Origin of the sequence: Streptomyces sp. NPDC091972, assembly GCF_044756385.1 — a bacterium.
Taxonomy (GTDB): domain Bacteria; phylum Actinomycetota; class Actinomycetes; order Streptomycetales; family Streptomycetaceae; genus Streptomyces.
In genome coordinates, this window is sequence record NZ_JBIVSV010000009.1 from 97,628 (window position 1) to 118,554 (window position 20,927).

A 20,927-nucleotide genomic window follows, 5' to 3' on the forward strand; every position below is an offset into this window, starting at 1 on the left:
GGTGTTCATGGATGAGAACATCGTTCATGAGTGCGTCGAGCGGTGAGAATGCCATGAGGTCGTGGCGCGCGAAAGAGGTCGGGCAGGGATTGCTGGGTGATGTCCCTGAAACAGTGCACACGGGAAGCCCCGCCGACACGGTGCTTGTCGACGGGGCCCGGTGGGGTGAACTAGCGGCGGCTGCCGCCGACGGAGATGAACCCGGTGACCTTCGAGCCGGTGGCGTTGTCGTAGACGACCTCGCCGCCGGACTTCTTCCAGATCCGGAGGTGGAAGGTGTCCGGATCATCGGTGGCGGTGAGGCGGAAGCCGTATCCGCTCCCGCCGTTGACCGTGCCGGAGCCCTGGTGCACGGCCTGCGAGCCGTTGACCACGAGCCAGTCGGAGCCGGTGGAACGGAACTTCAGCCCGGCCCTGCCGAAGTCGAAGGAGACCTGACCGACGGGCGCGACCGCTCCGGGCAGGTAGGCCGCGGCGAAGGAGAACGCGGCCTTGCCCGTCAGGTCCGACTCGGCGGGGTAGGAGCCGGCCCGGGAGGTGAGGACACCGGCACCGAGCGCGGGACCGGCGGAGCGGTCGTGGACGATCAGTTCGGGAAGCGTCCTGCCGTCCGAGGCGCCGTCGTCGTCCGTCACCGTGATCACCGGACGGCGGATGCCCGCCTCGGCGTAGGTGTGCTCGGCGCGGCAGCCGGAGGTGGTGACCGTGCCGGACCGCGGCGGGCTGCCGTCCTTCCAGTCGACCACGCAGGTGTGGGTGTCGCGCGCGCCCGGGTCGGTGAACTCGGCGGTGACGACCGCGCGCCCGCCTGCCGGCAGCGGGGACCGTGGTCCCGCGGCCGAGACCAGGGCGGGCGCCGCGTTGGCCACCGTCACCGTCGCCCTGTCCCTGCTGCGGCCCCCTGTGAGGGTGACCGTGTAGGTGCCGTCGTCGGTGCAGGTGAGCGTGGTCTTCGCGGCCCCGGCGTCGGCGAAGGCGCAGGGCGCTCCCTCCTCGACGGTCCAACTCGGCGTGCCCGCACCGGAGATCGTGCCGTTCAGCTCGATCGGGTCGCCTTCCTTGCCGCTGCCGTCCGGACCGGCGCGGACGACGGTCACCGGGTCGATGCCGGTCAGGGTGGGCACGACCTTCTTGATCAGACCGTCCGAGCCGAACTCCAGCCTGTCGACGGTGGTTTCACGGTGGGTGCCGTCCCCGCCGGGGACCGCGAACCGGTGGTAGGCGATGTACCAGTCGTCGGTGTCCGGCACCTGGACGACCGAGTGGTGCCCGGTCCCCTTGATGCCGAGCGAGAGGTCCTTCTCCAGGATCACGCCCCGCTCGGTCCACGGTCCGGTGGGGGAGCGGCCGGTGGCGTAGGCGACGCGGTAGTTCTCGTCGCGGGTGTCGTTCTCCGACCACATGAGGTAGTAGGTGCCGGCCCGCTTGATGACGAACGAGCCCTCGTTGTAGCCGCTGGGTGTGATGTCCTTCGTCCTCGTGAGGTCGACGGAGGTCATGTCGGCGTTCAGGGGTGCCACGTACGCGTGCCCGTTGCCCCAGTAGAGATACGACTGCCCGTCGTCGTCGGTGAACACGGCCGGGTCGATCATCTGGCCGCTGAACAGGCCCGCTTTCACCAGTGGTTGACCCAACGCGTCCTTGAACGGACCGGTCGGCGAGTCCGACACCGCGACACCGATGTTGGCGTCGGCGCAGAAGTAGAAGTAGTACTTCCCGTCCTTCTCGGCGATCGTCGGCGCCCAGGCCCTGCTGTCCGCCCACGAGACGTCGGGACCGAGGTCGAGGATGACGCCGTGGTCCTTCCAGTGGACCAGGTCGGTGGAGGAGTACGCCGTGAACCGCGTGCCGCTCCAGCCCTCGAAGCCGTCGGTCGTCGGATAGAGGTAGAAGGTGTCGCCGAAGCGCACGATGTTCGGGTCGGCGTTGAGGCCCGGCAGCACCGGGCTCCTCATGATCAGTGCCGAGACCGTCCAGGTGCGCTTCTTGCCGTCGGACCCGGTCACCTCGTACGTCACCGGCTTGCTGAAGTCCTGCACGCTGCCGGAGGCGGGGCTGATCGCCGCCCCGTGCGCGAGGGTGAACTCCGGTGCCAGCGCGGTGAGATCGGTGCCCTCCTTCATCGGCAGAGTGACCTTGCCGGCCGCGTTGTCGACGAGGGCGTCGACCTTCAGCTCCGGGTGCGCGGCCTTGGCGATGCCCGCGGTGTTGCCGCTGAGTTCCATGACCTCCGCGGCCGTGAGGGCCCGGCCGTAGACGCGGAAGTCGTCGACCTCACCGCCGAAGTACGGGTCGGCCGAGTACAGGGACCTGCCGATGTAGCCGCTGTAGTCCTTGTGCGCGTCGTACAGCTCGGACGGCTTGACGCCGGTCGTCGTACGGGCCGCCTCGACGCCGTCGACGTAGAGGACCAGCGTGCCGGTCGCCCCGTCGAGGGTGACGGTGACGTGCCGCCACTCGCCGGGCGTGAGCCGCGATCCGGCCGTCAGCTTCGACTCCGCCGACCAACTCGCCTTGGTGATGGCCGAGTAGAGGCTGTTGCCGCCGTTGGAGGGAGTGGCGAACAGATACCTGTCACTGTCCGGACCGAGCCCGAACAGCCACTGGAAGCTGCTGCCGCCCTTCCACTTGGCGAAGGTCGACACCGTCACGCTGTCGGCGCCCTTCAGCACACCGTTCGGGATCCTGACGTACGGCGATCCGGTCGCGTCTCCCGACATCGCGAAGGAGCCGCCCCGCACGCCGGTGCCGAAGGCCGGCGTACCGGCATAGGTGCCGTGGTGGCCGTGGCCGCTGGAGTCGACCGCGATGCTGCCGCCCGACTCGTCGAAGCCGTAGTGCAAGAGCAGGTCGACCGGGACGTCGGGGCCCTCCTCGGAGACCGTGACCTCGGCCCGGACCGGGATCGCGGCGCCGTCCGGCAGGCTGCCGGTGACCTGGAAGGTGCCCGCCTGGGCGTACTGCGACGCCGGGACGTCCTCCCAGGTGACGGCGACGGGACGCCTGATGCCGTCGGCGTAGGTGGCGATCACCGTGGCCGGCAGAACCGGTGCCTGACCGATCCGCGTCTTCACCTCGATGCCCTCGACGCCCTGCACGAGTTGGTCGGGCTGGTAGGCCCGCAGCAGCCGGTCGTACTCGGCCTGGGTGACCGGCAGCACGGTGCCGTGGCGGGGCCTGGCCGGCAGGTCGTAGTCGGCGACCGGGGTCCAGTCGCCGGAGTCGAGGTCGGTCGTCTCGAAGGGGAGGTAGCCGCGGCCGCCGAACTCGTCGAGGAAGGCGTACCACTTGTCCTCGGTGTTCGACTTGAAGACCAGCGGCCCCTCGGCGGCGCTCATCGCGCCCTTGCCGATGCCCTCGGCGACCGGGGTCCACGATCCCAGGATCGAGTCGCTCTTCTCCTCGAAGATGAACTTGCTGTTGGGCGTGGAGGAGGTGTTGTTCCGCTCGTCCTTCGACAGCCGGTAGTAGGTGCCGTCGTGCTGGATCATCGTGGAGTCGATGACCGAGTAGCCGCGGTCGACCCACACCCTGGGCTCGCTGAAGGTGTAGAAGTCGCGGGTGGTCGCGTACATCATGCGGTTGTACGTGTCGCCCGAGTGCGCGTCGTTGTCGTACAGCTTCGACGCCCAGAAGACCACGTACTCGCCCAGTTCCGCGTCGTAGAACGCTTCCGGCGCCCAGGTGTTGCCCGCGCTGTCGGGGGAGACCTTGACCAGCCGCTGGTTCGTCCAGTGCACCAGGTCGGTGGACTCCCAGACCATGATGGACTTGCTGCCGGTGCGCTGGGACGCGTCCCAGTCGCCGTTGCCGTAGATCCTCAGGTCGGTGGCGATCTGGTAGAACTTGTCGCCCTCGGGGGAGCGGATGATGAACGGGTCCCGCAGGCCCTTCTCGCCGAGCGTGGAGGTCAGGACTGGCTTGCCGTCGTTCAGCTCCCGCCACTTCAGGGGGTCGTCGCCCTTGCTGAGCGCCGCGTAGAGCTGCTCACCGTCCGAGGTGCCCTCGCCGGTGAAGTAGCTGAACATGTAGCCCTTGAGGGCCTGGTCCGCGGGGAGTTCGGGGACCTTCGCGGTGAGGACGCGGGTGGCCTTCGCGTCGCCCTTGGTGACCGTGGCGGTCAGCTCGACGGTGGTGGTGCCGGCACCGTGCGCGGGGCGGTGGACCACGCCGTCGTCCCCGATGACCTGCTCGTCGGCGGAGGACCAGGAGACGGCGGTGCCGTGGTCGCCCTCGGTGGGGAGGGTGAGATTGCCGCGTACGTCGTCGAGGTTGTGGACGCCGAGCGCCCGGGCGGCCTGCCGGACGGCCGACTCGTCGTCGAAGTCCGGCAGGACCGTGACCTCGAAGCTCTTGGTGTCGGTCACCGGACCCTTCTTGAGGGTCGCCGTGAGCGTGGCGTGGCCCTCCGGCTGACCGGCGGCGGGGCGGGTCACCTTGCCGGCGCCGCTCACCACGTCCGTGTTGTCGCTGGCCCAGGTGATGGTGGACCCGCCCGCCGCTCCGGTCCTCGGCAGGTCCAGATCGGCCGTGACCGCGCCGGTGTCGCCGAGGCTCAGTGCGGCCCTGTCGTCGGCGACGCCCTGGACGGCGACGGGGAGGGAGAGCTGCTCGACCTCGGAGGCGGCGAGGGCCCGGTCGTATACGCGGAAGTCGCGGATGCGGCCCTTGAAGAGCTTGTCGCCGGAGTACACGGACCTGCCGATGTAGTTGGCGGTGGTGGTGCCGGACCCGATGGAGCCGGGTGTGAGGGTGACCGCCGTGTTGCGGCCGACCTCGACGCCGTCCTCGTACAGGACACCGGTGGTGCCGGTCTGGGTGTAGGTGAGCTGCTTCCACACCGCGCGCGTGAGGTTGTGCGCGTCGGAGGGCTTGGTGGTCTGCTCGGTGGACCAGTTGCCGCTCGCGATCGAGGTGCGCAGGGGGCTGCCGGTGGCGAAGAGGTATCCGTTGCCGTTGCCGCCGCTGGAGTTGCCGAAGCCGTAGAGGAAGTAGGGCGTGCTCTGGGTGGAGTCGATCAGCACGTCCGTGGAGACCGTGATGGAGGCCATGCCCTTCATCACGTCGTCCGGCACCTCGATGTAGGTGTCGGAGCCGTTGAAGGCGAGCCCGCGTGCGGGGTCCGACCAGTCGGCGGTGCCGTTCACCGTGCCGTCGCGGCCGTGACCGGAGGCGTCGGTGACGGTGGTGCCGGAGGCGCCGTCCAGCTTGTACCAGAGGGCCAGTCCGTCGGTGAGGTCGGCCGTCCCCGCCGCCTGGGCGGGGACCAGGGGTGCGGCGAGGCCCAGGAGCAGTGACGCGGTGGTCAGAGCGGCGAAGCGGCCCGCCCGGCGTCTCGCGCGGGCGCGCGGACGTGCGAGATACGTCATGTGGGGTTCCCTGCTGAGGCGTGGAGGCGTGGAGGCGTGGAGGCGTGGAGGCGTGGAGGCGTGGAGGCGTGAAGCGTGGGGGGTGCGAGGTGTGGCGGGGCCTCGGCCTTGGGCACCCTGCCGTTTCGGCCGTGTGACGTCGTGTTGCGAGAGTGTCAGCCGGGTCCCGTGGCATCGTCAAGAGGTTTCGAACGATGACCGACCAGTCGAACGCGTGGCTTCCGCCTTCTCAACGGTCGGCATGCTCCGACAAGTTGGGGGCATTCGAGGGGCACGGGGCGTCAATGACCACAGTCATCCGAAGGGATGGACACCCATGCTGGCCATCATCTCCGCGGTCCTGTTCTTCATCTCCTTTCTGATCAACGCGGCGGACATATCGACCAATGACACCTTCACGTCGACGAACATCATGCTGCTCGGCCTGATGGTGCTCGCGCTGCACCTGGCCGGCATCGGCAGCGGGTGGAACGTGCGGGGCCGCAGGTCGTGAGCCTTGTCAGAAACGGGGCGGCCTCCGGCGAGGGGCCGCCCCGTTCCGGCGTGCGGGCGCGACCGGACCGAGGAACCGGATGTGTGTCACGGGCCCTTAAGCCAGGCCCGGGTGCCGAACGAGGCACACGCCCGTGAGGCCACCGCGGCCGCGGCGCGCAGGGCCTCCGCGAAGCAGCGAGGGCTCAAAGGCCCCTGTGCGGCGAGGTGATGGGCGAGTGCCCCGTGGAGCACGTCGCCCGCGCCCAGCGTGTCCGCGACCCGGACCGGGGGTACGTCCACGGAGCCTCCGCCGCCCGGGCCCGCCCACTCGATGGGCTGCCCTCCGCGACTGACCGCCGACCACACCACCCCGTGGTCCGCGAGGAACCGCAGGACATCGGCCGGGGTCCGGGTGCCGGGCGGCCGGAAAGCGTCCGAGCAGACGGCCACGTCGACCAGGGGCAGCAGTCGCTCCGTTCCGGCCTTCCAACTGCCCCCGTCCAGAACGGTCCGCCGGCCGGCGGCACGGGCGAGGGCGGCGGTCGCCGTCGCCAGCTCCATGTGGTGGCCGTCGAACTCGACGATGTCGCAGGCGGCCACCAGCGCGCCGAGGTCGTCCGGTGGCGTGAGCCGGTGCCCGCTCGCGTTGGTCGACGCGACGGCACGGTCCCCGGTCGACTCGGTGACGAGGATGGACGACACGGCGGGCGGTGCGACGCGGCCGGCCGCCAAGTCCCAGATTTCCACGCCCAGTTCGCGCAGATCGGCCGCGGCTGCGACTCCCAGCGGATGGGAGCCGATCCCGGTCAGCAGCCTTGCCGTGCCACCCAGGTGGCTGAAGGTCACGGCCGCGTTCGCCGCCGGGCCGCCCGCCGCCACCACCTGCTGACGAGCCGTCAACTTCCCGTCGGCGCACGGTACGTGATCCACGAGCTGGACGACGTCGAGCGTGCACAGGCCGACGAACAGCCCTCCAGGACGTCGGCTGTTCGTCGGCTTCACCCTCTGTCACCCCTTCCCGCTCGCGGCCCTCGGCGTCTCAGCCCGCCGCCCTCTTCAGCAGCTCGCCGATCCGCTCCTCGTCGGCCGCGGTCAGCTTCGTGAGCGCGAAGGCGGTCGGCCACATCGTGCCCTCGTCGAGGTTCGCCTTGTCGTCGAAGCCGAAGGTCGCGTACCGCGCGTTGAACTTCTGGGCACTCTGGAAGAAGCAGACGACCTTGCCGTCCTTGGCGTAGGCGGGCATCCCGTACCAGAGCTTGGGCGCCAGGTCCGGGGCGCTCGCCTTGACGACGGCGTGGATCCGCTCGGCCATGACCCGGTCCGTGTCCTGCATCTCGGCGATCTTCGCGACCACGGCGGCCTCGTCCTCCGCCGCCTTGTCGGCACGCGAGCCGCGCCGCGCCGACGCCTTGACCTCCTGGGCGCGCTCCTTCATCGCGGCGCGCTCCTCGTCGGTGAACGTCTCGGTCCTCTTGGCGGCCGCGGTCGCACGCCGGGCGGTCCTCTGGGTGTCCTTCATGACGGTTCCTCCTGGTCCACGAGCGGATGGATACATCTTCATCGAGTGGTGGGGGTGCGGCAGCGTTATCGGCCCCTGTGGCCTGGCCCCTGGGCCTCGGCTCCTGGCCCCGGCTCCCCGGCCCCTAGCTCCCGGCTCCGTACCCCGGCTCCCGGGGTACGACCCTTGGCTCCCCGGCCCCTAGCTCCCGGGCTACGACCCTTGGCTCCCGGGCTCCGACTCCTGGTGCCTGGCCCCGGGTCTCGGCTCCCCGGCCCCGGCCCCCCCGGCCCCCCGGCCCCCCGGCTCCCGGGCCCCTGGCTCCCTGCCGCTGCCCCGGCCCTTGGCCCCCGGCCACTAGGCCCCGGCCCCCGGGCCATTGGCCCGCGCCCCTGCTCCCTGTCCGCAGTCTCGCGCAAGCGGCCCGGGCCGGGGTGTTCACCCCCAGGCGCCGGCGATCTGCCGGGTCGTGGCGTTGAGCCGGTTGAACAGGTTCGTGACGCCCACCATCAGGACGAGCGCGGCGAGCTGCTTCTCGTCGAAGTAGGTGGCGGCCGTGTCCCACACCTCGTCGCCCACCGCGTCGGGACGGTCGGCGAGGCGGGTCGCCGCCTCGGCCAGCGCGAGCGCCGCCCGCTCCTCCTCGGAAAAGTAGGGGGCCTCCCGCCACGCGGCGACCGTGGCCAGCCGCTCCTCGCTCACCCCTGTCTTGCGGGCCGTCCGGGCACCGCCGTCGACACACGCGCTGCACCCGTTGATCTGACTGACCCGCAGATGCACCAGCTCCAGCGTCTGCGCGTCGACCCCACCGGAGTGCACGGTCTTCATGAGCTGCTGGATGGGCTGCATCGCGTCGGACAGTACGACGGTGGGGTTCTGTATTCCACGACAAGATCGCGGCCCTCGTCTGGTTCGGCACCGAGTACCTGAACCTGCTGGCCGCGTTCGAGGCGGCGGAGGACGCCGGAGCCGACCGCCATCTGTGCGAACTGCCGCGCTTCATGCGGGCGTACTTCGCGCGGCGCTGCGGCACCACCATGCTCAACGGCCTCTTCGAACGATCCCTGGCCGCCGCGCAACGCCTCGACGATCCCCTCCAACTCGCGCAAGCTCACAGCGACTTGGGCTTCGCCCGGTACAACGCGGGCCGCATGGCGGAGGCCGGTGCCGCGTACGAGGCGGCGGCACCGCTGGTCCTGCGGGCGGGTGACCTGCGCGCGGAGGCCGAACTGACCATGCGGCGGGGGTACTTGAGCTGGGACCAAGGTCATGTCGAGGAGCCGCTCGGCCTGTTCCGGCTGGCCGGGAAGCTGTACGCGGACGCCGACTGCCCCATGGGCACGGCACACGCGACCGCGTGCGAGGCCTGGGCGCTGCTGCAACTCGGGCACCGCGACGAAGCCGCGCAGTTGGCCCGTACGGCGCTGGAGATCCCGCATGCCGACGGGACGCGGCCGCCCACCCTGACGGCGCTGATCACGCTGGGCGTGGCCGTCGCCCACGAGGACCCCGACGCGGCCGTGGCGCACCTGCACCGGGCGCTCGCGCTGGCCCGGGAGGACGGTCACAAGCACAACGAGGCGTGGTGACTGAACTGCCTCGGCGTCGTCCTGCGCCAGACGGGCCGCCACGAGGAGGCGCTGGCGAGCCACGAGCAGGCGTTCGCGCTGCTGGACGAGCTGTTCGAGGAGCACTGGAAGATCCACTTCCTCAGCGCCTACGGCGAGACCTGCCGCCTCGCGGGCCTGCCCGACCAGGCCCTGCGCCTCCACCGCCAGGCCCTGGGGCTGGCCCCGAAGCTCGGCTACCGCCACGCGGAGGCCCAGGCCCACGAGGGCATCGCGGCCGTGCTAGACGCCACGGACCCGACGGCCGCGGACGAGCACCGGGCGGCGGGGCGGGCGGTGCTGCCGGGCTCCTGGGCGGGCGTCCGGCGTGGGGCGCCGAAGGGTCGTGGCGGGCCTCAGCCGTGAGAGTCGTGGAGTCGTGAGAGCCGTGGGGGCCGTCAGCGAGGCGTCGTGGTGAACCGCACCTTGCAGAAGCGGAACCGCGTTCCGTATTGTTGACGGAACGAGGTTCCGTTTTTTCGTTGTCGACGGAGCGGACCCCGCAACCCCGCCGTGCCCCGAGACACGGCGCCACCTCCTGGAGGAAGACGCTCATGCAGTACCGCACCTTGGGCCGCACCGGTGTACAGGTCAGCTCCCTCGCGCTCGGCGCGATGAACTTCGGCCGGATCGGACGCACCACCCAGGACGAGGCCACCGCGATCGTCGACGCGGCTCTCGAGGCCGGCGTCAACGTCATCGACACCGCCGACATGTACGGCGACGGTGAGTCGGAGGAGATGGTCGGCAAGGCCATCGCGGGTCGCCGCGACGACATCGTGCTGGCCACCAAGGCCGGCCTGCCCATGGGCGACGAACCCAACCACCGTGGCAGTTCGCGCCGTTGGCTGGTCACCGAGCTGGAGGCGAGCCTGCGCCGGCTCGGCGTCGACCACGTCGACCTGTACCAGATCCACCGCTGGGACCCGAACACCGGCGACGAGGAGACGCTGTCGGCCCTGACCGACCTGCAACGCGCCGGGAAGATCCGCTACTTCGGCTCCTCCACCCTCCCCGCCCACCGCATCGTGCAGGCCCAGTGGTCCGCCCGCGAGCACCGGTTGAGCCGCTACGTCACCGAACAGCCCAGCTACTCCGTTCTCCAGCGCGGCATCGAGGCCCATGTCCTGCCCGTCACCCAGGAGTACGGCCTCGGCGTGCTGGTGTGGAGCCCGCTCGCCTCGGGCTGGCTGTCGGGCGCGGTCCGCGCGGGCCGGGACATCACCACCCACCGCTCGGCGTTCCTGCCCGAACGGTTCGACCTGACCGTCCCGGCCAACCGGGTCAGGCTCGACGCCGTGGAGCGACTGAACGTGGTCGCCGAGGAGGCGGGCCTCACCCTCATCCAGCTCGCGCTCGGTTTCGTGACCGCACACCCCGGTGTCACCAGTGCCCTGGTCGGCCCTCGTACGCTCGACCACCTGCACGCTCAACTCGCCGCAGCCGACACCGTCCTGAGCGCCGACGTCCTGGACGCGATCGACGAGATCGTCGCTCCTGGCACCGACTTGGCCCCGCAGGAGAACCACGACACTCCGCCCGCCCTTCTGGACCCGTCCCTGCGCCGCCGCTGACGGCTTGGGGGAGGGGGCCCTGGGGCCTCCGGACACCGCCGTCACCGTGTCCCTGCTCGCCCCGATCGACGAGCTCGGGGCACTGACCCGGCCGGCCCGACAGGAGATCCACGACACCCCGCCCGCGCTCCAGAACCCGTCCCTGCGCCGCCGCTGACCGCTGGGGGAGGGGCGCCCCCAAGCCCCCGGACACCTTGCGGTCGCGCCAGTGCACGACGCGTTCGACGATCCGGTAACCCGGGCACCGACCCGACCGGCCCGACAGCAGATCCACGACACCCCGCCAGCGCTCCTCGCCCCGCCGCTGCGCCTGCCCTGACCGCTGGGAGGGACCGCCCCTGCCCGCCCCCGTGGCACCGTCGTGACCGTGACCGCCCTCGACGACCCGGTCACCCCCTGCCCTCTCCCATCCCCGCAGGTGAAGCGCGCTTCACCTATCCCTCCATGGCCGGCCCCTCGGCGGCTCCGCCGGGGACGGCCCCCGTGCAAGCCGTCCCGCCGCTGGTCACAGCCGTGCTCCACGCGATCGAGGTCCCAGGCACTCCCTGGCACCGACCTGCACCGCGGCAAACCGCGACGCCCTCCCACCCCCGCCGCTGACCTGAAAGGCACCCACCACCCATGTCACCCCACCCCCCACCCGCATCCACACCCACCTTCGGCATCATGACCGCCCCCATGCAGGTCGACTACCACGACGTCCTGCGCGTCTGGCGCGAGGCGGACGCCCTGCCCGTGATCGAGCACGCCTGGCTCTTCGACCACCTCATGCCGATCGGCGGCGACCCCGACGGGCCGGCTCTCGAAGGGTGGACCCTGCTCTCCGCGCTGGCCGCCCAGACCCGACGTCTGCGCCTTGGCGTCATGGTGACCAGCAACCGCTTCCGGCCGCCCGCGATGCTGGCCAAGATCGCCACGACCGTCGACATCGTCTCCGGCGGCCGGCTCGACTTCGGCATCGGTGTCGGCTCACGACCCGACCATCCCCTGGCCAGGCGCGAGTACGAGGCCCACGGCCTGCCCTTCCACGACTCCGCGCACGCCGTGGAGAGCCTCGCCGAGGCCTGCGGGCTCATCAGGCGCCTGTGGACCGAGGAGAGGCCCTTCGACCACCACGGCACCCACCATCACCTCTCGGGCGCCTTCGCCAACCCCAAGCCCGTCCAGCGCCCCCACCCGCCGATCCTCATAGGAGGCCGTTCCTCCGCGACACTGCGCATCGTCGCCCGGCACGCAGACCTGTGGAACATCCCCGGCGGCGACATCGACGACGTGATCCGCCGCAGCGCCCTGCTGGACCGCTACTGCGCGGAGATCGGCCGCGACCCCGCCGAGATCACCCGCTCGATCCACCTGCCGGTCTCCTACGACCGTCCGGGCGCCACCCGTGAGGCGATCACGGAGGCGACCGACGCGGGCTTCACCCACATCGTCCTCGGACTGCCGTCGCCCTACCCCGTCCACGTGGCCCAATGGGTCGCCGACGAACTCGTCGGCCCCTCGCTGCGACCGGTCACTTCCAGCCGTACGCGTACGCCGCCACCCAGGTGACGTCGAGCTGCGCGCTGCTCCCCGGCGCCGCCCCCGGCCCCTCCAGGGCGCTCTCGTTCTGGAGCACCCAGGACAGGGGCCGGTCCGGCACGCCACGGGTGTCATGACCGGTCTGCCGGCCGTCGACGAAGAACCGGACGTGACCCGGCGTCCACTCGGTGGAGACCGTGTGCCATCGCGTCCAGTCGTCGCTCCCCGGGAACCAGCCCTGCTCACCGCCGCCGCAGGGGTGGTGGAAGGAGCTGAGGGAGCCGGTCCACTCGCCCTCGGGGTGGTCCATCTCGCAGCCCCCGCCGTAGTGCAGCCACGCGGACTTGTAGCCGGGAGCCACTTTCGTGACCTTGACGCGCGCGCTGTACTTGCCGTACTTCATCTCCATCACCGCACGCGGCACCAGCGCGGCAGCGTGCACGGGGCCGCCGTCCGCGGGCCGCCACATCTGGATGGACATCCGCCCGTCACCGTCGGCTGCGGGGCCGACGCTCACGGTGTCCTCCGGGTGGTAGACACCCGTCACGTCCCGCCCCCGGCTGACGGCCGTGTCGGGCCAACCCGTGGGATATGCCCACCAGTTGTCGCGGTACTTCCCCGTCAGGCCGCCGCAGTGGGCCGCGGAGGTGTCCACGTCGTGCTCGCAGTCGCTGAACGACCCCAGCGGCACCCGGTCGCCGTTGAAGTCCTCGGCGAGGACCTGCCAGAACGGCCCGCAGTCACCGCGGGGCAGGCGCGTGGAAGTGCTGCGGCAGGCGTCGGCCGCGGCGGGGGCCCCGTCGGCCCGGGGGAGGCCGAGGAGGCCGCCGCCGACGAGCAGCAGGCTCGCGGCCGTCACCAGGACGCGCTTGCGGTGGTGCGGCGCTGCGTGTGAACCCATCCCGAGGCTCCTTCAGGCGGCGGACGCCGTCCGCCCTGCCGCGCCGGGCACCGAAGACGCCGTGAACCGCGGCGGAGCGGACCGCACTTCGCGAGGGAACATCCTCGCCCGCCGCCTTCCACGGCGCCATCCCCCGGACGGGCCGCGAACCGGAAGGCCCGCTTCGGCGCCGGCCTCAGAACTCGCTGTCGATGCCGGTCACGACGGCGGGGCCCAACGGGGCGTCCTGCTCCGCCAGCCCGCTGTCACGCAGGGCCCGGGAGACCAGCCGTACCGCTTCGGCCTCGGCCTGCAAGCGGTCGGGGGCCTCCACCTCGACCCGGGCGGCGAACATGCCGTCGTCCTCCAGGGTCAGCACGCTCAGTTCCTCGCTCTCCCCGAGGTCCGTGTTCCTGGGGTCCTGAGGCCGCAGCCTCCGTCCGATGTCCGAGCGGACGCTGTCGGGCACCTCCCGCAGGAACGTACCGGGGACGGTGATGACGTAGGTGGTCACGGGGACTCCTTTCTGACGTCCTACCCGGTTCCCCGTGACACCGATCGGAACCGAGGGGCGGCAGGACTCCGGTTGTGGAGGAGACGTGTGGTCCCGGGTGGTTTTCTGGAACGTTCCCGGCATGGTCGCGCCGGTCCGGGGTAAGCGCGGCCAGAACACCGGAATCTCGGGATGGGCGGACGATGACGACGTCAGTGACGACTGGCACAGCTACGGCAGGGCCGAAGGCGGCCGACCCCGCACGGGGCGGCAGCGGGCCCGGACACGCTCCGCGTGGTGCCGACGCCCGCCCGCCCGTCCCCCTGCACCTCGCGAGGATCTGACCGAGGAGTGACATCGGCCACGAGGATCAGGACTGCCGGGGCGGCCACCGGACCGCCTGAGCACCGGCCCACGGGTGGACGCGCAGTCCACGGCCGTGGGCGGCGGGTGAAGATCGGATCGTCGCGCTGACCGCGTTCCCGTCGTTGTCCTGGGCAACGGCCGGTGGCAGGCGACATGCATGGAGTGGGGAGGCCGGGACGAGAGTGATCTCGGGGACTGAGGCTGCCGCATTGGTGTCGGCGACGGCAGCCGGTGCCGAGACGGCGTGGGAGCACCGGGAGCCGTCGGTTCTCCTGGTGGAGGACGATCCCGGTGACGCGTTGCTCGTGGAGGAACTCGTCGTCGACGGCGCCGTGAAGATGGGGCTGCGATGGGTGCGGTCGATGACCGAGGCCGCCGAGGTGCTCGCCACCGAGACCCCCGACTGCGTCCTGCTCGACCTGCACCTGCCGGACGCCCACGGACTCGAGGCGGTCTCCCTGGTCAAGGGGCTGGCCGAAGAGGTCGCCATCGTGGTCCTCACCGGGCTCGCCGAGGAGCAGACCGGTCTCGCCGCGGTCGCGGCCGGCGCACAGGACTACTTGGTCAAGGGCCGGGTGGAGCCCGAGCTGTTCGGTCGGGCGGTGCGCTACGCGATCCAGCGCAAGCAGACCGAGCGGGCGGCGGTGGCCCTCCAGGCCGGCGCCCTCCAGGCACAGGAGAACGCCCGCCTGGAGCGTGGCCTGCTGCCCCGCCCGCTCCTGCGCGCCGAAGGCGTCCAGGTCGTGGCCCGTTACCGGCCCGGACGCGCGCAGACCCTGCTGGGCGGGGACTTCTACGACATCGTCCAGAGCGCCGACGGCACCCTCCACGCCCTCATCGGGGACGTCTCCGGGCACGGGCCGGACGAAGCCGCCCTGGGAGTCGCCCTGCGGATCGCCTGGCGCACCCTCGTCCTCAGCGGCATCACCGGCGCCCAGCAGATGGCCCGCCTGGAGGAACTGCTGATGGCCGAGCGGGCCCGCGACGAGGTCTTCGCGACCCTGGTGAGCCTGGCGGCCGTCCCGGGGGAGCAGCGGGCCCACGTCGTACGCGCCGGGCACCACGGCCTGCTCCGGCGCACCGGGACGGACGTGGACTGGGTGGAGGTGCCCGGCGGACCGGCGCTGGGCATGGTCCCCGGCGGCGCGTGGTGGCCGACCGCGGAACTGGCGGTCCCGGCGGGCACGTCGGTGGTGCTCTTCACCGACGGCCTCTTCGAGGGGCACGTGAGCCGTGGCACGGAACGTCTCGGCGAGGAGGGCCTGCTGGCCCTCGCCCGGGAGGAGGCCGGCCTGGAGCCGGAGGCCTTCGTGGACCGGCTGATAGAGCGGGCCGAGAGCCTCGCCGAGGCGCGGGGCGGCCTGGCGGACGATGTGGCCGTCGTCCACCTGAACTGGAACTGAGTGAGTGGGAGCACGGTGTCGGACCACAAGGTGAGACGGGTTATGGGCGCGGTGCGCAGGGGGCGCCGGCTGACGGTGCAGGGGTGGTTCTACCTGCTGCTGGCCGTCATGACGCTGCTGGTGGTGGTCGGCAGCGTGGTCGGCGCCGGTCTGCTCGGCCGGACCGCGGAGGTCAGCGACCGGCTGCTGCGCCACGTCCAGCCCGCCCAGACCGAGGCGTACCGGTTGCAGGCGGCGCTCGCCAACCAGGAGTCGGGCATCCGCGGTTACGCGATCTCCGCCGACCGGCAGTTCCTCGCCCCGTACACCCAGGGCAAGCGGGACGAGGCGGCCTCGGCGGCCCGACTGCGCGAGTACATCGGCGACCGGCCCGAACTGAGGGCGGACCTGAACGCGATCGAGACCCAGGCGGCCGACTGGCGCCGCACCTACGCCGAACCGCTCGCGGCCTCGGTCACGCCCGGCCGTCCGAAGCCGGTGGACCAGCAGAAGGCCGACCAGGGCAAGAAGGAGTTCGACCGGCTGCGCGCCCTGTGGGCCAGGCAGAACACCGACCTGGCGCAGGCGGTGGCGGAGGGCCGTTCCCACCTCGCCCACGAACGCCACCTGCGCGACTCGGTCCTGATCGGCATGGTCGCCGTCTTCCTGCTGGCCGGTGTCGCCTGCGCCGTCCTGGTCCGGGTTCTGGTGACCCGCCCGCTGGAGGCGCTGGGCACGGCGTCCAGGCGGGTGGCGGGCGGCGACTTCTCGTACGTCATCACCGGCGGCGGCCCCGCCGACCTGACCGCGGTGGCCAACGCCGTCGAGGGCATGCGCTGGCATGTCGTGGCCGAACTCGAGGCATCCCGCGCGCAGGAGCAGGAACTGAGCAGGCAGGCCGCCGACCTGGACGCCCAGGCCGAGGAACTGCGCCGCTCCAACGCGGAACTGGAGCAGTTCGCCTACGTCGCCTCCCACGATCTTCAGGAGCCGCTGCGCAAGGTCGCCTCCTTCTGCCAGCTCCTGGAGAAGCGTTACGGCGACGTCCTCGACGACCGCGGCCGCCAGTACGTCGACTTCGCCGTCGACGGGGCGCGGCGCATGCAGGTCCTCATCAACGACCTGCTGACCTTCTCCCGGGTCGGACGGGTCAACGACGCCCGGGTGCCCGTCGGTCTCGACCAGGCCCTGGACAAGGCGCTGGCCAACCTGGGGGCGGCCGTCGAGGAGTCCGGCGCCCGGATCGACCGCCCGGAGCACCTGCCCGAGGTCGTCGGGGACCCGACCCTCTTCGCCATGCTCTGGCAGAACCTGATCGGCAACGCCCTCAAGTTCCGCCACCCCGACCGCACTCCGCACGTCTCCATCACCTGCGGAACGGACCCGGACGAGCCCGACAGCCTGCTCCTGTGCGTCACGGACAACGGCATCGGCATCCCCGAGCAGTTCACGGAGAAGGTCTTCGTCATCTTCCAGCGACTGCACGGCCGGGACGCCTACGGTGGTACCGGCATCGGTCTGGCTCTGTGCAAGAAGATCGTGGAGCAGCATGGTGGCAAGATCTGGATCGACACCACGCACACGGACGGCACGCGCTTCTGCTTCACCCTCCCGTCCATCGCCGAGCACCCGGAGGCGTCCGGAATCGGCACCGAGGAGAAGGTTCTGACATGACCACCCCCGCCGCCAACCCCATAGACGTGCTCCTCGTCGAGGACGACCCCGGCGACGAGTTGATGACCCGTGAGGCGTTCGAGGACAACAAGATCGGCAACACCCTCCACGTGGTCCGGGACGGCGAGGAGGCGCTGGACTTCCTGTACCGCCGCGGCGACCACACGGAGGCGCCGCAGCCCGACCTCATCCTGCTCGACCTCAACCTCCCCAAGTACGACGGCCGTCAGGTGCTGGAGAAGATCAAGTCCGACCCGGAGCTGTCGCACATCCCCGTCGTGGTCCTCACCACCTCGGCGGCCGAGGAGGACATCCTGCGCAGCTACAAGCTCCACGCCAACGCGTACGTCACCAAGCCCGTCGACCTGGACCAGTTCATCGCCGCGGTCCGCCAGATCGACGACTTCTTCGTCCAGGTCGTCCGGCTGCCGCGCCACTTCTGAGGCAACCGCCCGACAGGGGGCGGTCCTTGGCCGCCCCTGACCGCCCGGTCGGTACCCCTGCGGTCATTCGCGCTCGCGGAGGTACGCCTCCAGCTCCGCGGCCCCGGCGAGCATCGCCCGGCCGCGGGCGGACAGCCGGCCGTGCCAGTCGCGCAGCGCGCCCCCTAGCGGCTCCAGGCCGCCGGCCTCCCGCACCCGGGTGATCAGTGGCGCGATCTGCTCCAGCAGATGGCCGCCCCGCCGGAGCTGGTGGGTCAGCCGGGCGTCCCGTACGGCCGCCTCGTCGTAGACGCGGTATCCGGTCACCGCGTCCCGGTGCGGCCTGACCAGCCCGGCACGCTCCCACTTGCGAAGGGTCGCCGGCCGCACCCCGAGCCGGCCGGCCAGCGTACCGATGAACATCCCCCCGGACCCTGATCCGGACCCCGCCCCGGACCCCGGTCTCGCCTGCGCGGCGGGCTCTGACGCAGTGGCGGCGGCGTCCAGGTCGCGCAGTGCCCGCTCCACGGCCTGGAGGGTCCGCCGGTCGTCGAGGAGCTCGGCGTGGCTCTCGTCCAGGAGACGGAACGCGTCCTCGGCGCGGTCCTGGTTTACCGCCCGCATGATCGCCGACGCCGTCCGGTGGCCGTGGCCGGGCAGGAGGGCGAGGAAGGCCCGCAGGGCACGGGCGTGCAGCGCGGTGTAGACGCGGTAGCCGTGGGGCGTGCGGTCGGCGGCCGGAAGGATGCCGGCCTCCTCGTAGTTCCGGACCGCCTGTGTCGACAGGCCGTGCCCGCGTGCCAGGTCGACCGGTCTGAGGTGCCCCTCGTTTTGAAGCTTTCTTCGCACGTCAGCGACCCTATCGCGGGAAAGTCTCAACCGAGGGTTCAACGATAGCGTTGAAGGCATGGCGACTGACATCAAGGAAACCGCCCGTGCCGTCGACGCTGCCGCCCTCATGGGACTGCTCCCGGCCCGGCCCCGGGTGCTCGCCCTGGGCGAGCCCACCCACGGTGCGGACACCCTGCTGGAACTGCGCAACGAGCTGTTCCGGCAGCTCGTCGAGCAGGAGGGCTTCCGGACGATCGCGATCGAGAGCGACTGCCTGGCGGGTCTGATGGTGGACGACTACGTCACCTCGGGCACCGGCACCCTCGACGAGGTCATGGAGCACGGATTCAGCCACGGCTGGGGCGCCTTCGCGGCCAACCGCGCACTCGTGCGGTGGATGCGCGCCCACAACGACGGCCGGCCCCCGTCCGAACGGGTCCGCTTCGCCGGCCTCGACGGCCCACTGGAGATCACCGCCGCCGCCGGCCCCCGCAAGGCCCTCACCGCCCTCCACGGCTACCTCGCGGCCCACATCGACGCGAGCCTGCTCCCGTGCACCGCGCGGACGCTCGACCGTCTGCTCGGCGCGGACGACCGGTGGACCGAGCCCGCCGCGATGACGGACCCGGCCCGGTCGGTCGGCCGGTCGGCCGAGGCGGACCGGCTGCGGCTGCTCGCGGACGAACTGGTGACGCAGCTCGACGTCCAGGCACCGCACCTGCTCACGGCGACCTCGCGGGACGACTGGGCCCGGGCGTGCCTGTACGGGCGCACGGCCACCGGGCTGCTGCGTTACCACCACGCCATGGCGGACGCCTCACCGGCCCGCATGACGCGCCTGTGCGCGCTGCGCGACTCGATGATGGCCCACAACCTCCTCGCCGTGGCCGCCCGGGGACCGGTGCTGGTGAGTGCCCACAACTCCCATCTGCAGCGGGAGAAGAGCTCGATGCGGATGTGGGAGGGACCGGTGGAGTGGTGGAGCGCCGGCGCCCTGGCCGGCGCCCGGCTCGGGGAGGCGTACGCCTTCGTCGCCACCGCCCTCGGCACGATCAGGCACCAGGGAGTGGACACACCGCCGCAGGACACCGTGGAGGGACTTCTGTACGACCTCCCGGGGGATCCCAGCCTCATCGACCCCCGGCGCCTGGCCACCGCACTCGGCGACACCCCGCCCGCGCCCCGCGTGTCCCCGTGGTTCGGGTACGCCCCGCTCGACCCGGTCCAACTGGCGGGCGTCGACGGGCTCGTGTTCGTCAAGGACGTCACGCGGAACTAGCCGTCCCGTCACCCGACCGGTCGAACTGACGTAGTGGCGACCGGTATTCGTTCGAACCTACGAACTTCCGCGCGTTGGGTTACTGATCGCGTCCCGCACTGGTAGGAAACGTTCCTAACAATTAGGTCTGGACCAACTTTCCACCCCCCACCTCCACTTGGAGTCCCCGTGGAACCTGACACAGTGCCCGCGACCACCCACCCGTCCCGCCGCACCCTCCTCGCTCTCATGGGGGCGGCGACCTGCGTCGGCGTCCTCGGCTCCGGGGCCGCGACAGCGGCTCCCGCGGCCGCACCGGGCCTCGACGACCCGGCGAAGAAGGAGATCGCCATGAAGCTGGTGTCGAGCGCGGAGAACTCCTCGCTCGACTGGAAGGCGCAGTACGGATACATCGAGGACATAGGTGACGGCCGCGGGTACACCGCCGGCATCATCGGCTTCTGCTCCGGCACCGGAGACATGCTCGACCTCGTCCAGCTCTACGCCGACCGCAAGCCCGGCAACGTCCTCGCCCCGTACCTGCCGGCCCTGCGCCGCGTCGACGGCACCGACTCCCACGACGGCCTGGACCCGAACTTCCCCGCCGACTGGCGAAGGGCCGCCCGGGACACGGTCTTCCAGCAGGCGCAGAACGACGAACGCGACCGCGTCTACTTCAACCCCGCCGTCCGCCAGGGCAAGGCGGACGGGCTGCGCGCGCTCGGCCAGTTCGCCTACTACGACGCCATCGTCATGCACGGCGACGGCGGCGACGCGACCAGCTTCAGCAGCATCCGCAGCCGCGCCTTGCGCCAGGCCAGGCCCCCGGCCCAGGGCGGCAACGAGACGACCTACCTGAACGCGTTCCTCGACGCACGCGTGTGGGCGATGAAACAGGAGGAGGCGCACAGCGACACCAGCCGCGTCGACACCGCTCAACGCGTCTTCCTGCGCCAGGGCAACCTCGACCTGAACCCGCCCCTCGACTGGAAGGTCTACGGGGACAGTTACCACATCGGCTGACCGGCCACGGACGACGGCCCGGTGCGTGACGGCACCGGGCCGTCGGTGTGCGCGCCGGTGGTGCCCGGTCGTGAAAACGCCCCCGACGGAAGGTGTTTGCCGTCGAAGCGAGCGGTAACGCGATGTCCATGAGTGAATCGAACGAGCAGACGAACCAAGATTCCGCGACCACCCGGACCGCGGCGAAGGCGCGGCGCACCACGGCCAAGGCCACCGCCCCGGCCACGAAGGCGGCGAACAAGGCCGCCGACAAGGCGGGTGACGCCGCGTCAGCGGGCACCAAGGCGACGGAGCGGACGGCGAAGACGGCGGCAGGCGCCGCGCAGACCGCGGCCAAGAGCGTCGAGGCCGGACGCCAGACCGTCATCGCCGCCTCGGGGCAGGCCGCGGCCGTCGCCAAGACGGCCTGGACGGTGATCGCCCAGCGCAAGCTCATCGCCGCGGGCGTGGGCGCGGGGCTGACCGCGCTGACCGCCACGTCGTACGCGGCGGGCCGACGTGCGGCACGTCACACGCACGGGCCGATCACCCGCCTGACCGGCGGCCGGATCTGAC

19 protein-coding genes are annotated in these 20,927 nt (G+C 71.4%); 12 read left to right on the forward strand and 7 right to left on the reverse strand.

Annotated features, from left to right (window positions below; translation table 11 throughout):
• Positions 1-170: 170 nt before the first annotated feature.
• Positions 171-5,369 (reverse strand): family 43 glycosylhydrolase, encoded by a 5,199-nt coding sequence (locus ACIQJT_RS25865; RefSeq protein WP_402647234.1) that lies wholly within the window; start codon positions 5,367-5,369, stop codon positions 171-173.
• Positions 5,370-5,685: 316 nt separating this feature from the next.
• On the opposite strand from ACIQJT_RS25865, the gene ACIQJT_RS25870 reads away from it, so the two are divergent.
• The gene (locus ACIQJT_RS25870) at positions 5,686-5,862 is read left to right on the forward strand and encodes a hypothetical protein (protein WP_086723861.1); all 177 of its coding nucleotides are present in this window, start codon (positions 5,686-5,688) and stop codon (positions 5,860-5,862) included.
• 86 nt (positions 5,863-5,948) lie between these two features.
• Here ACIQJT_RS25870 and ACIQJT_RS25875 read toward each other — a convergent pair whose 3' ends face one another.
• The 3 genes from ACIQJT_RS25875 to ACIQJT_RS25885 all read right to left on the reverse strand — a co-directional run bounded on the left by ACIQJT_RS25875 (position 5,949) and on the right by ACIQJT_RS25885 (position 8,190).
• On the reverse strand, positions 5,949-6,845 hold the full coding sequence (locus ACIQJT_RS25875; protein WP_402647237.1) for a PfkB family carbohydrate kinase: 897 nt from the start codon (positions 6,843-6,845) through the stop codon (positions 5,949-5,951).
• 37 nt (positions 6,846-6,882) lie between these two features.
• On the reverse strand, positions 6,883-7,362 hold the full coding sequence (locus tag ACIQJT_RS25880; RefSeq protein ID WP_402647240.1) for an iron chaperone: 480 nt from the start codon (positions 7,360-7,362) through the stop codon (positions 6,883-6,885).
• Positions 7,363-7,779: 417 nt separating this feature from the next.
• Complete coding sequence (locus ACIQJT_RS25885) at positions 7,780-8,190, reverse strand: carboxymuconolactone decarboxylase family protein (protein ID WP_402647243.1); 411 nt, start codon at positions 8,188-8,190, stop codon at positions 7,780-7,782.
• A 152-nt stretch (positions 8,191-8,342) separates the two neighbouring features.
• Between ACIQJT_RS25885 and ACIQJT_RS25890 the strand changes: the two genes are divergently transcribed.
• The 5 genes from ACIQJT_RS25890 to ACIQJT_RS25910 all read left to right on the forward strand — a co-directional run bounded on the left by ACIQJT_RS25890 (position 8,343) and on the right by ACIQJT_RS25910 (position 12,073).
• Entirely contained in the window at positions 8,343-8,930 is a 588-nt protein-coding gene (locus tag ACIQJT_RS25890) for a hypothetical protein (RefSeq protein ID WP_402647246.1), read from the forward strand.
• The gene (locus ACIQJT_RS25895) at positions 8,931-9,314 is read left to right on the forward strand and encodes a tetratricopeptide repeat protein (RefSeq protein ID WP_402647707.1); all 384 of its coding nucleotides are present in this window, start codon (positions 8,931-8,933) and stop codon (positions 9,312-9,314) included.
• Positions 9,315-9,502: 188 nt separating this feature from the next.
• Positions 9,503-10,522, forward strand: coding sequence for an aldo/keto reductase (locus ACIQJT_RS25900; protein WP_402647249.1), 1,020 nt, complete (start codon positions 9,503-9,505; stop codon positions 10,520-10,522).
• 4 nt (positions 10,523-10,526) lie between these two features.
• Positions 10,527-10,679 (forward strand): hypothetical protein, encoded by a 153-nt coding sequence (locus tag ACIQJT_RS25905; protein ID WP_402647251.1) that lies wholly within the window; start codon positions 10,527-10,529, stop codon positions 10,677-10,679.
• Between the two features lie 509 nt (positions 10,680-11,188).
• Entirely contained in the window at positions 11,189-12,073 is an 885-nt protein-coding gene (locus ACIQJT_RS25910) for an LLM class flavin-dependent oxidoreductase (protein WP_365460724.1), read from the forward strand.
• Here ACIQJT_RS25910 and ACIQJT_RS25915 read toward each other — a convergent pair.
• Both ACIQJT_RS25915 and ACIQJT_RS25920 read right to left on the reverse strand, forming a co-directional pair.
• Entirely contained in the window at positions 12,036-12,944 is a 909-nt protein-coding gene (locus tag ACIQJT_RS25915) for a glycoside hydrolase family 16 protein (RefSeq protein ID WP_402647255.1), read from the reverse strand. The genes ACIQJT_RS25910 and ACIQJT_RS25915 overlap by 38 nt on opposite strands.
• A 175-nt stretch (positions 12,945-13,119) precedes the next feature.
• Positions 13,120-13,437, reverse strand: coding sequence for a hypothetical protein (locus tag ACIQJT_RS25920; protein ID WP_365460728.1), 318 nt, complete (start codon positions 13,435-13,437; stop codon positions 13,120-13,122).
• Positions 13,438-13,991: 554 nt separating this feature from the next.
• Here ACIQJT_RS25920 and ACIQJT_RS25925 point away from each other — a divergent pair.
• The 3 genes from ACIQJT_RS25925 to ACIQJT_RS25935 are packed head-to-tail and all read left to right on the forward strand — an operon-like array spanning position 13,992 to position 17,281.
• Positions 13,992-15,185, forward strand: coding sequence for a PP2C family protein-serine/threonine phosphatase (locus tag ACIQJT_RS25925; protein WP_402647258.1), 1,194 nt, complete (start codon positions 13,992-13,994; stop codon positions 15,183-15,185).
• A gap of 42 nt (positions 15,186-15,227) precedes the next feature.
• Complete coding sequence (locus tag ACIQJT_RS25930; protein ID WP_402647261.1) at positions 15,228-16,838, forward strand: CHASE3 domain-containing protein; 1,611 nt, start codon at positions 15,228-15,230, stop codon at positions 16,836-16,838.
• Positions 16,835-17,281: a response regulator gene (locus ACIQJT_RS25935; protein ID WP_365460734.1), complete on the forward strand. Its 447-nt coding sequence runs from the start codon at positions 16,835-16,837 to the stop codon at positions 17,279-17,281. The genes ACIQJT_RS25930 and ACIQJT_RS25935 overlap by 4 nt, the downstream gene beginning before the upstream one ends.
• Positions 17,282-17,344: 63 nt before the next feature.
• On the opposite strand, the gene ACIQJT_RS25940 is transcribed toward ACIQJT_RS25935, so the two are convergent.
• Positions 17,345-18,109, reverse strand: a complete 765-nt coding sequence (locus tag ACIQJT_RS25940; RefSeq protein WP_402647265.1) for a TioE family transcriptional regulator — start codon at positions 18,107-18,109, stop codon at positions 17,345-17,347.
• A 58-nt stretch (positions 18,110-18,167) separates the two neighbouring features.
• Here ACIQJT_RS25940 and ACIQJT_RS25945 point away from each other — a divergent pair, with 58 nt between their 5' ends.
• The 3 genes from ACIQJT_RS25945 to ACIQJT_RS25955 all read left to right on the forward strand — a co-directional run bounded on the left by ACIQJT_RS25945 (position 18,168) and on the right by ACIQJT_RS25955 (position 20,926).
• Positions 18,168-19,370 (forward strand): erythromycin esterase family protein, encoded by a 1,203-nt coding sequence (locus tag ACIQJT_RS25945; protein ID WP_402647268.1) that lies wholly within the window; start codon positions 18,168-18,170, stop codon positions 19,368-19,370.
• Positions 19,371-19,598: 228 nt separating this feature from the next.
• A complete protein-coding gene (locus ACIQJT_RS25950) occupies positions 19,599-20,372 on the forward strand; it encodes a chitosanase (RefSeq protein WP_365460947.1) in 774 nt (257 codons plus the stop codon).
• Positions 20,373-20,494: 122 nt separating this feature from the next.
• Positions 20,495-20,926: a hypothetical protein gene (locus ACIQJT_RS25955; RefSeq protein WP_365460740.1), complete on the forward strand. Its 432-nt coding sequence runs from the start codon at positions 20,495-20,497 to the stop codon at positions 20,924-20,926.
• Position 20,927 lies beyond the last annotated feature (1 nt).

Coding starts and splice junctions, on each gene's coding strand:
- ACIQJT_RS25935 (WP_365460734.1), top strand. CDS start 16,835: ATGACCACCCCCGCCGCCAACCCCATAGACGTGCTCCTCGTCGAGGAC.
- ACIQJT_RS25890 (WP_402647246.1), top strand. CDS start 8,343: ATGCGGGCGTACTTCGCGCGGCGCTGCGGCACCACCATGCTCAACGGC.
- ACIQJT_RS25945 (WP_402647268.1), top strand. CDS start 18,168: ATGGCGACTGACATCAAGGAAACCGCCCGTGCCGTCGACGCTGCCGCC.
- ACIQJT_RS25930 (WP_402647261.1), top strand. CDS start 15,228: ATGGGCGCGGTGCGCAGGGGGCGCCGGCTGACGGTGCAGGGGTGGTTC.
- ACIQJT_RS25915 (WP_402647255.1), bottom strand. CDS start 12,944: ATGGGTTCACACGCAGCGCCGCACCACCGCAAGCGCGTCCTGGTGACG.
- ACIQJT_RS25950 (WP_365460947.1), top strand. CDS start 19,599: ATGGGGGCGGCGACCTGCGTCGGCGTCCTCGGCTCCGGGGCCGCGACA.
- ACIQJT_RS25900 (WP_402647249.1), top strand. CDS start 9,503: ATGCAGTACCGCACCTTGGGCCGCACCGGTGTACAGGTCAGCTCCCTC.
- ACIQJT_RS25865 (WP_402647234.1), bottom strand. CDS start 5,369: ATGACGTATCTCGCACGTCCGCGCGCCCGCGCGAGACGCCGGGCGGGC.
- ACIQJT_RS25870 (WP_086723861.1), top strand. CDS start 5,686: ATGCTGGCCATCATCTCCGCGGTCCTGTTCTTCATCTCCTTTCTGATC.
- ACIQJT_RS25955 (WP_365460740.1), top strand. CDS start 20,495: ATGTCCATGAGTGAATCGAACGAGCAGACGAACCAAGATTCCGCGACC.
- ACIQJT_RS25880 (WP_402647240.1), bottom strand. CDS start 7,362: ATGAAGGACACCCAGAGGACCGCCCGGCGTGCGACCGCGGCCGCCAAG.
- ACIQJT_RS25885 (WP_402647243.1), bottom strand. CDS start 8,190: ATGCAGCCCATCCAGCAGCTCATGAAGACCGTGCACTCCGGTGGGGTC.
- ACIQJT_RS25910 (WP_365460724.1), top strand. CDS start 11,189: ATGACCGCCCCCATGCAGGTCGACTACCACGACGTCCTGCGCGTCTGG.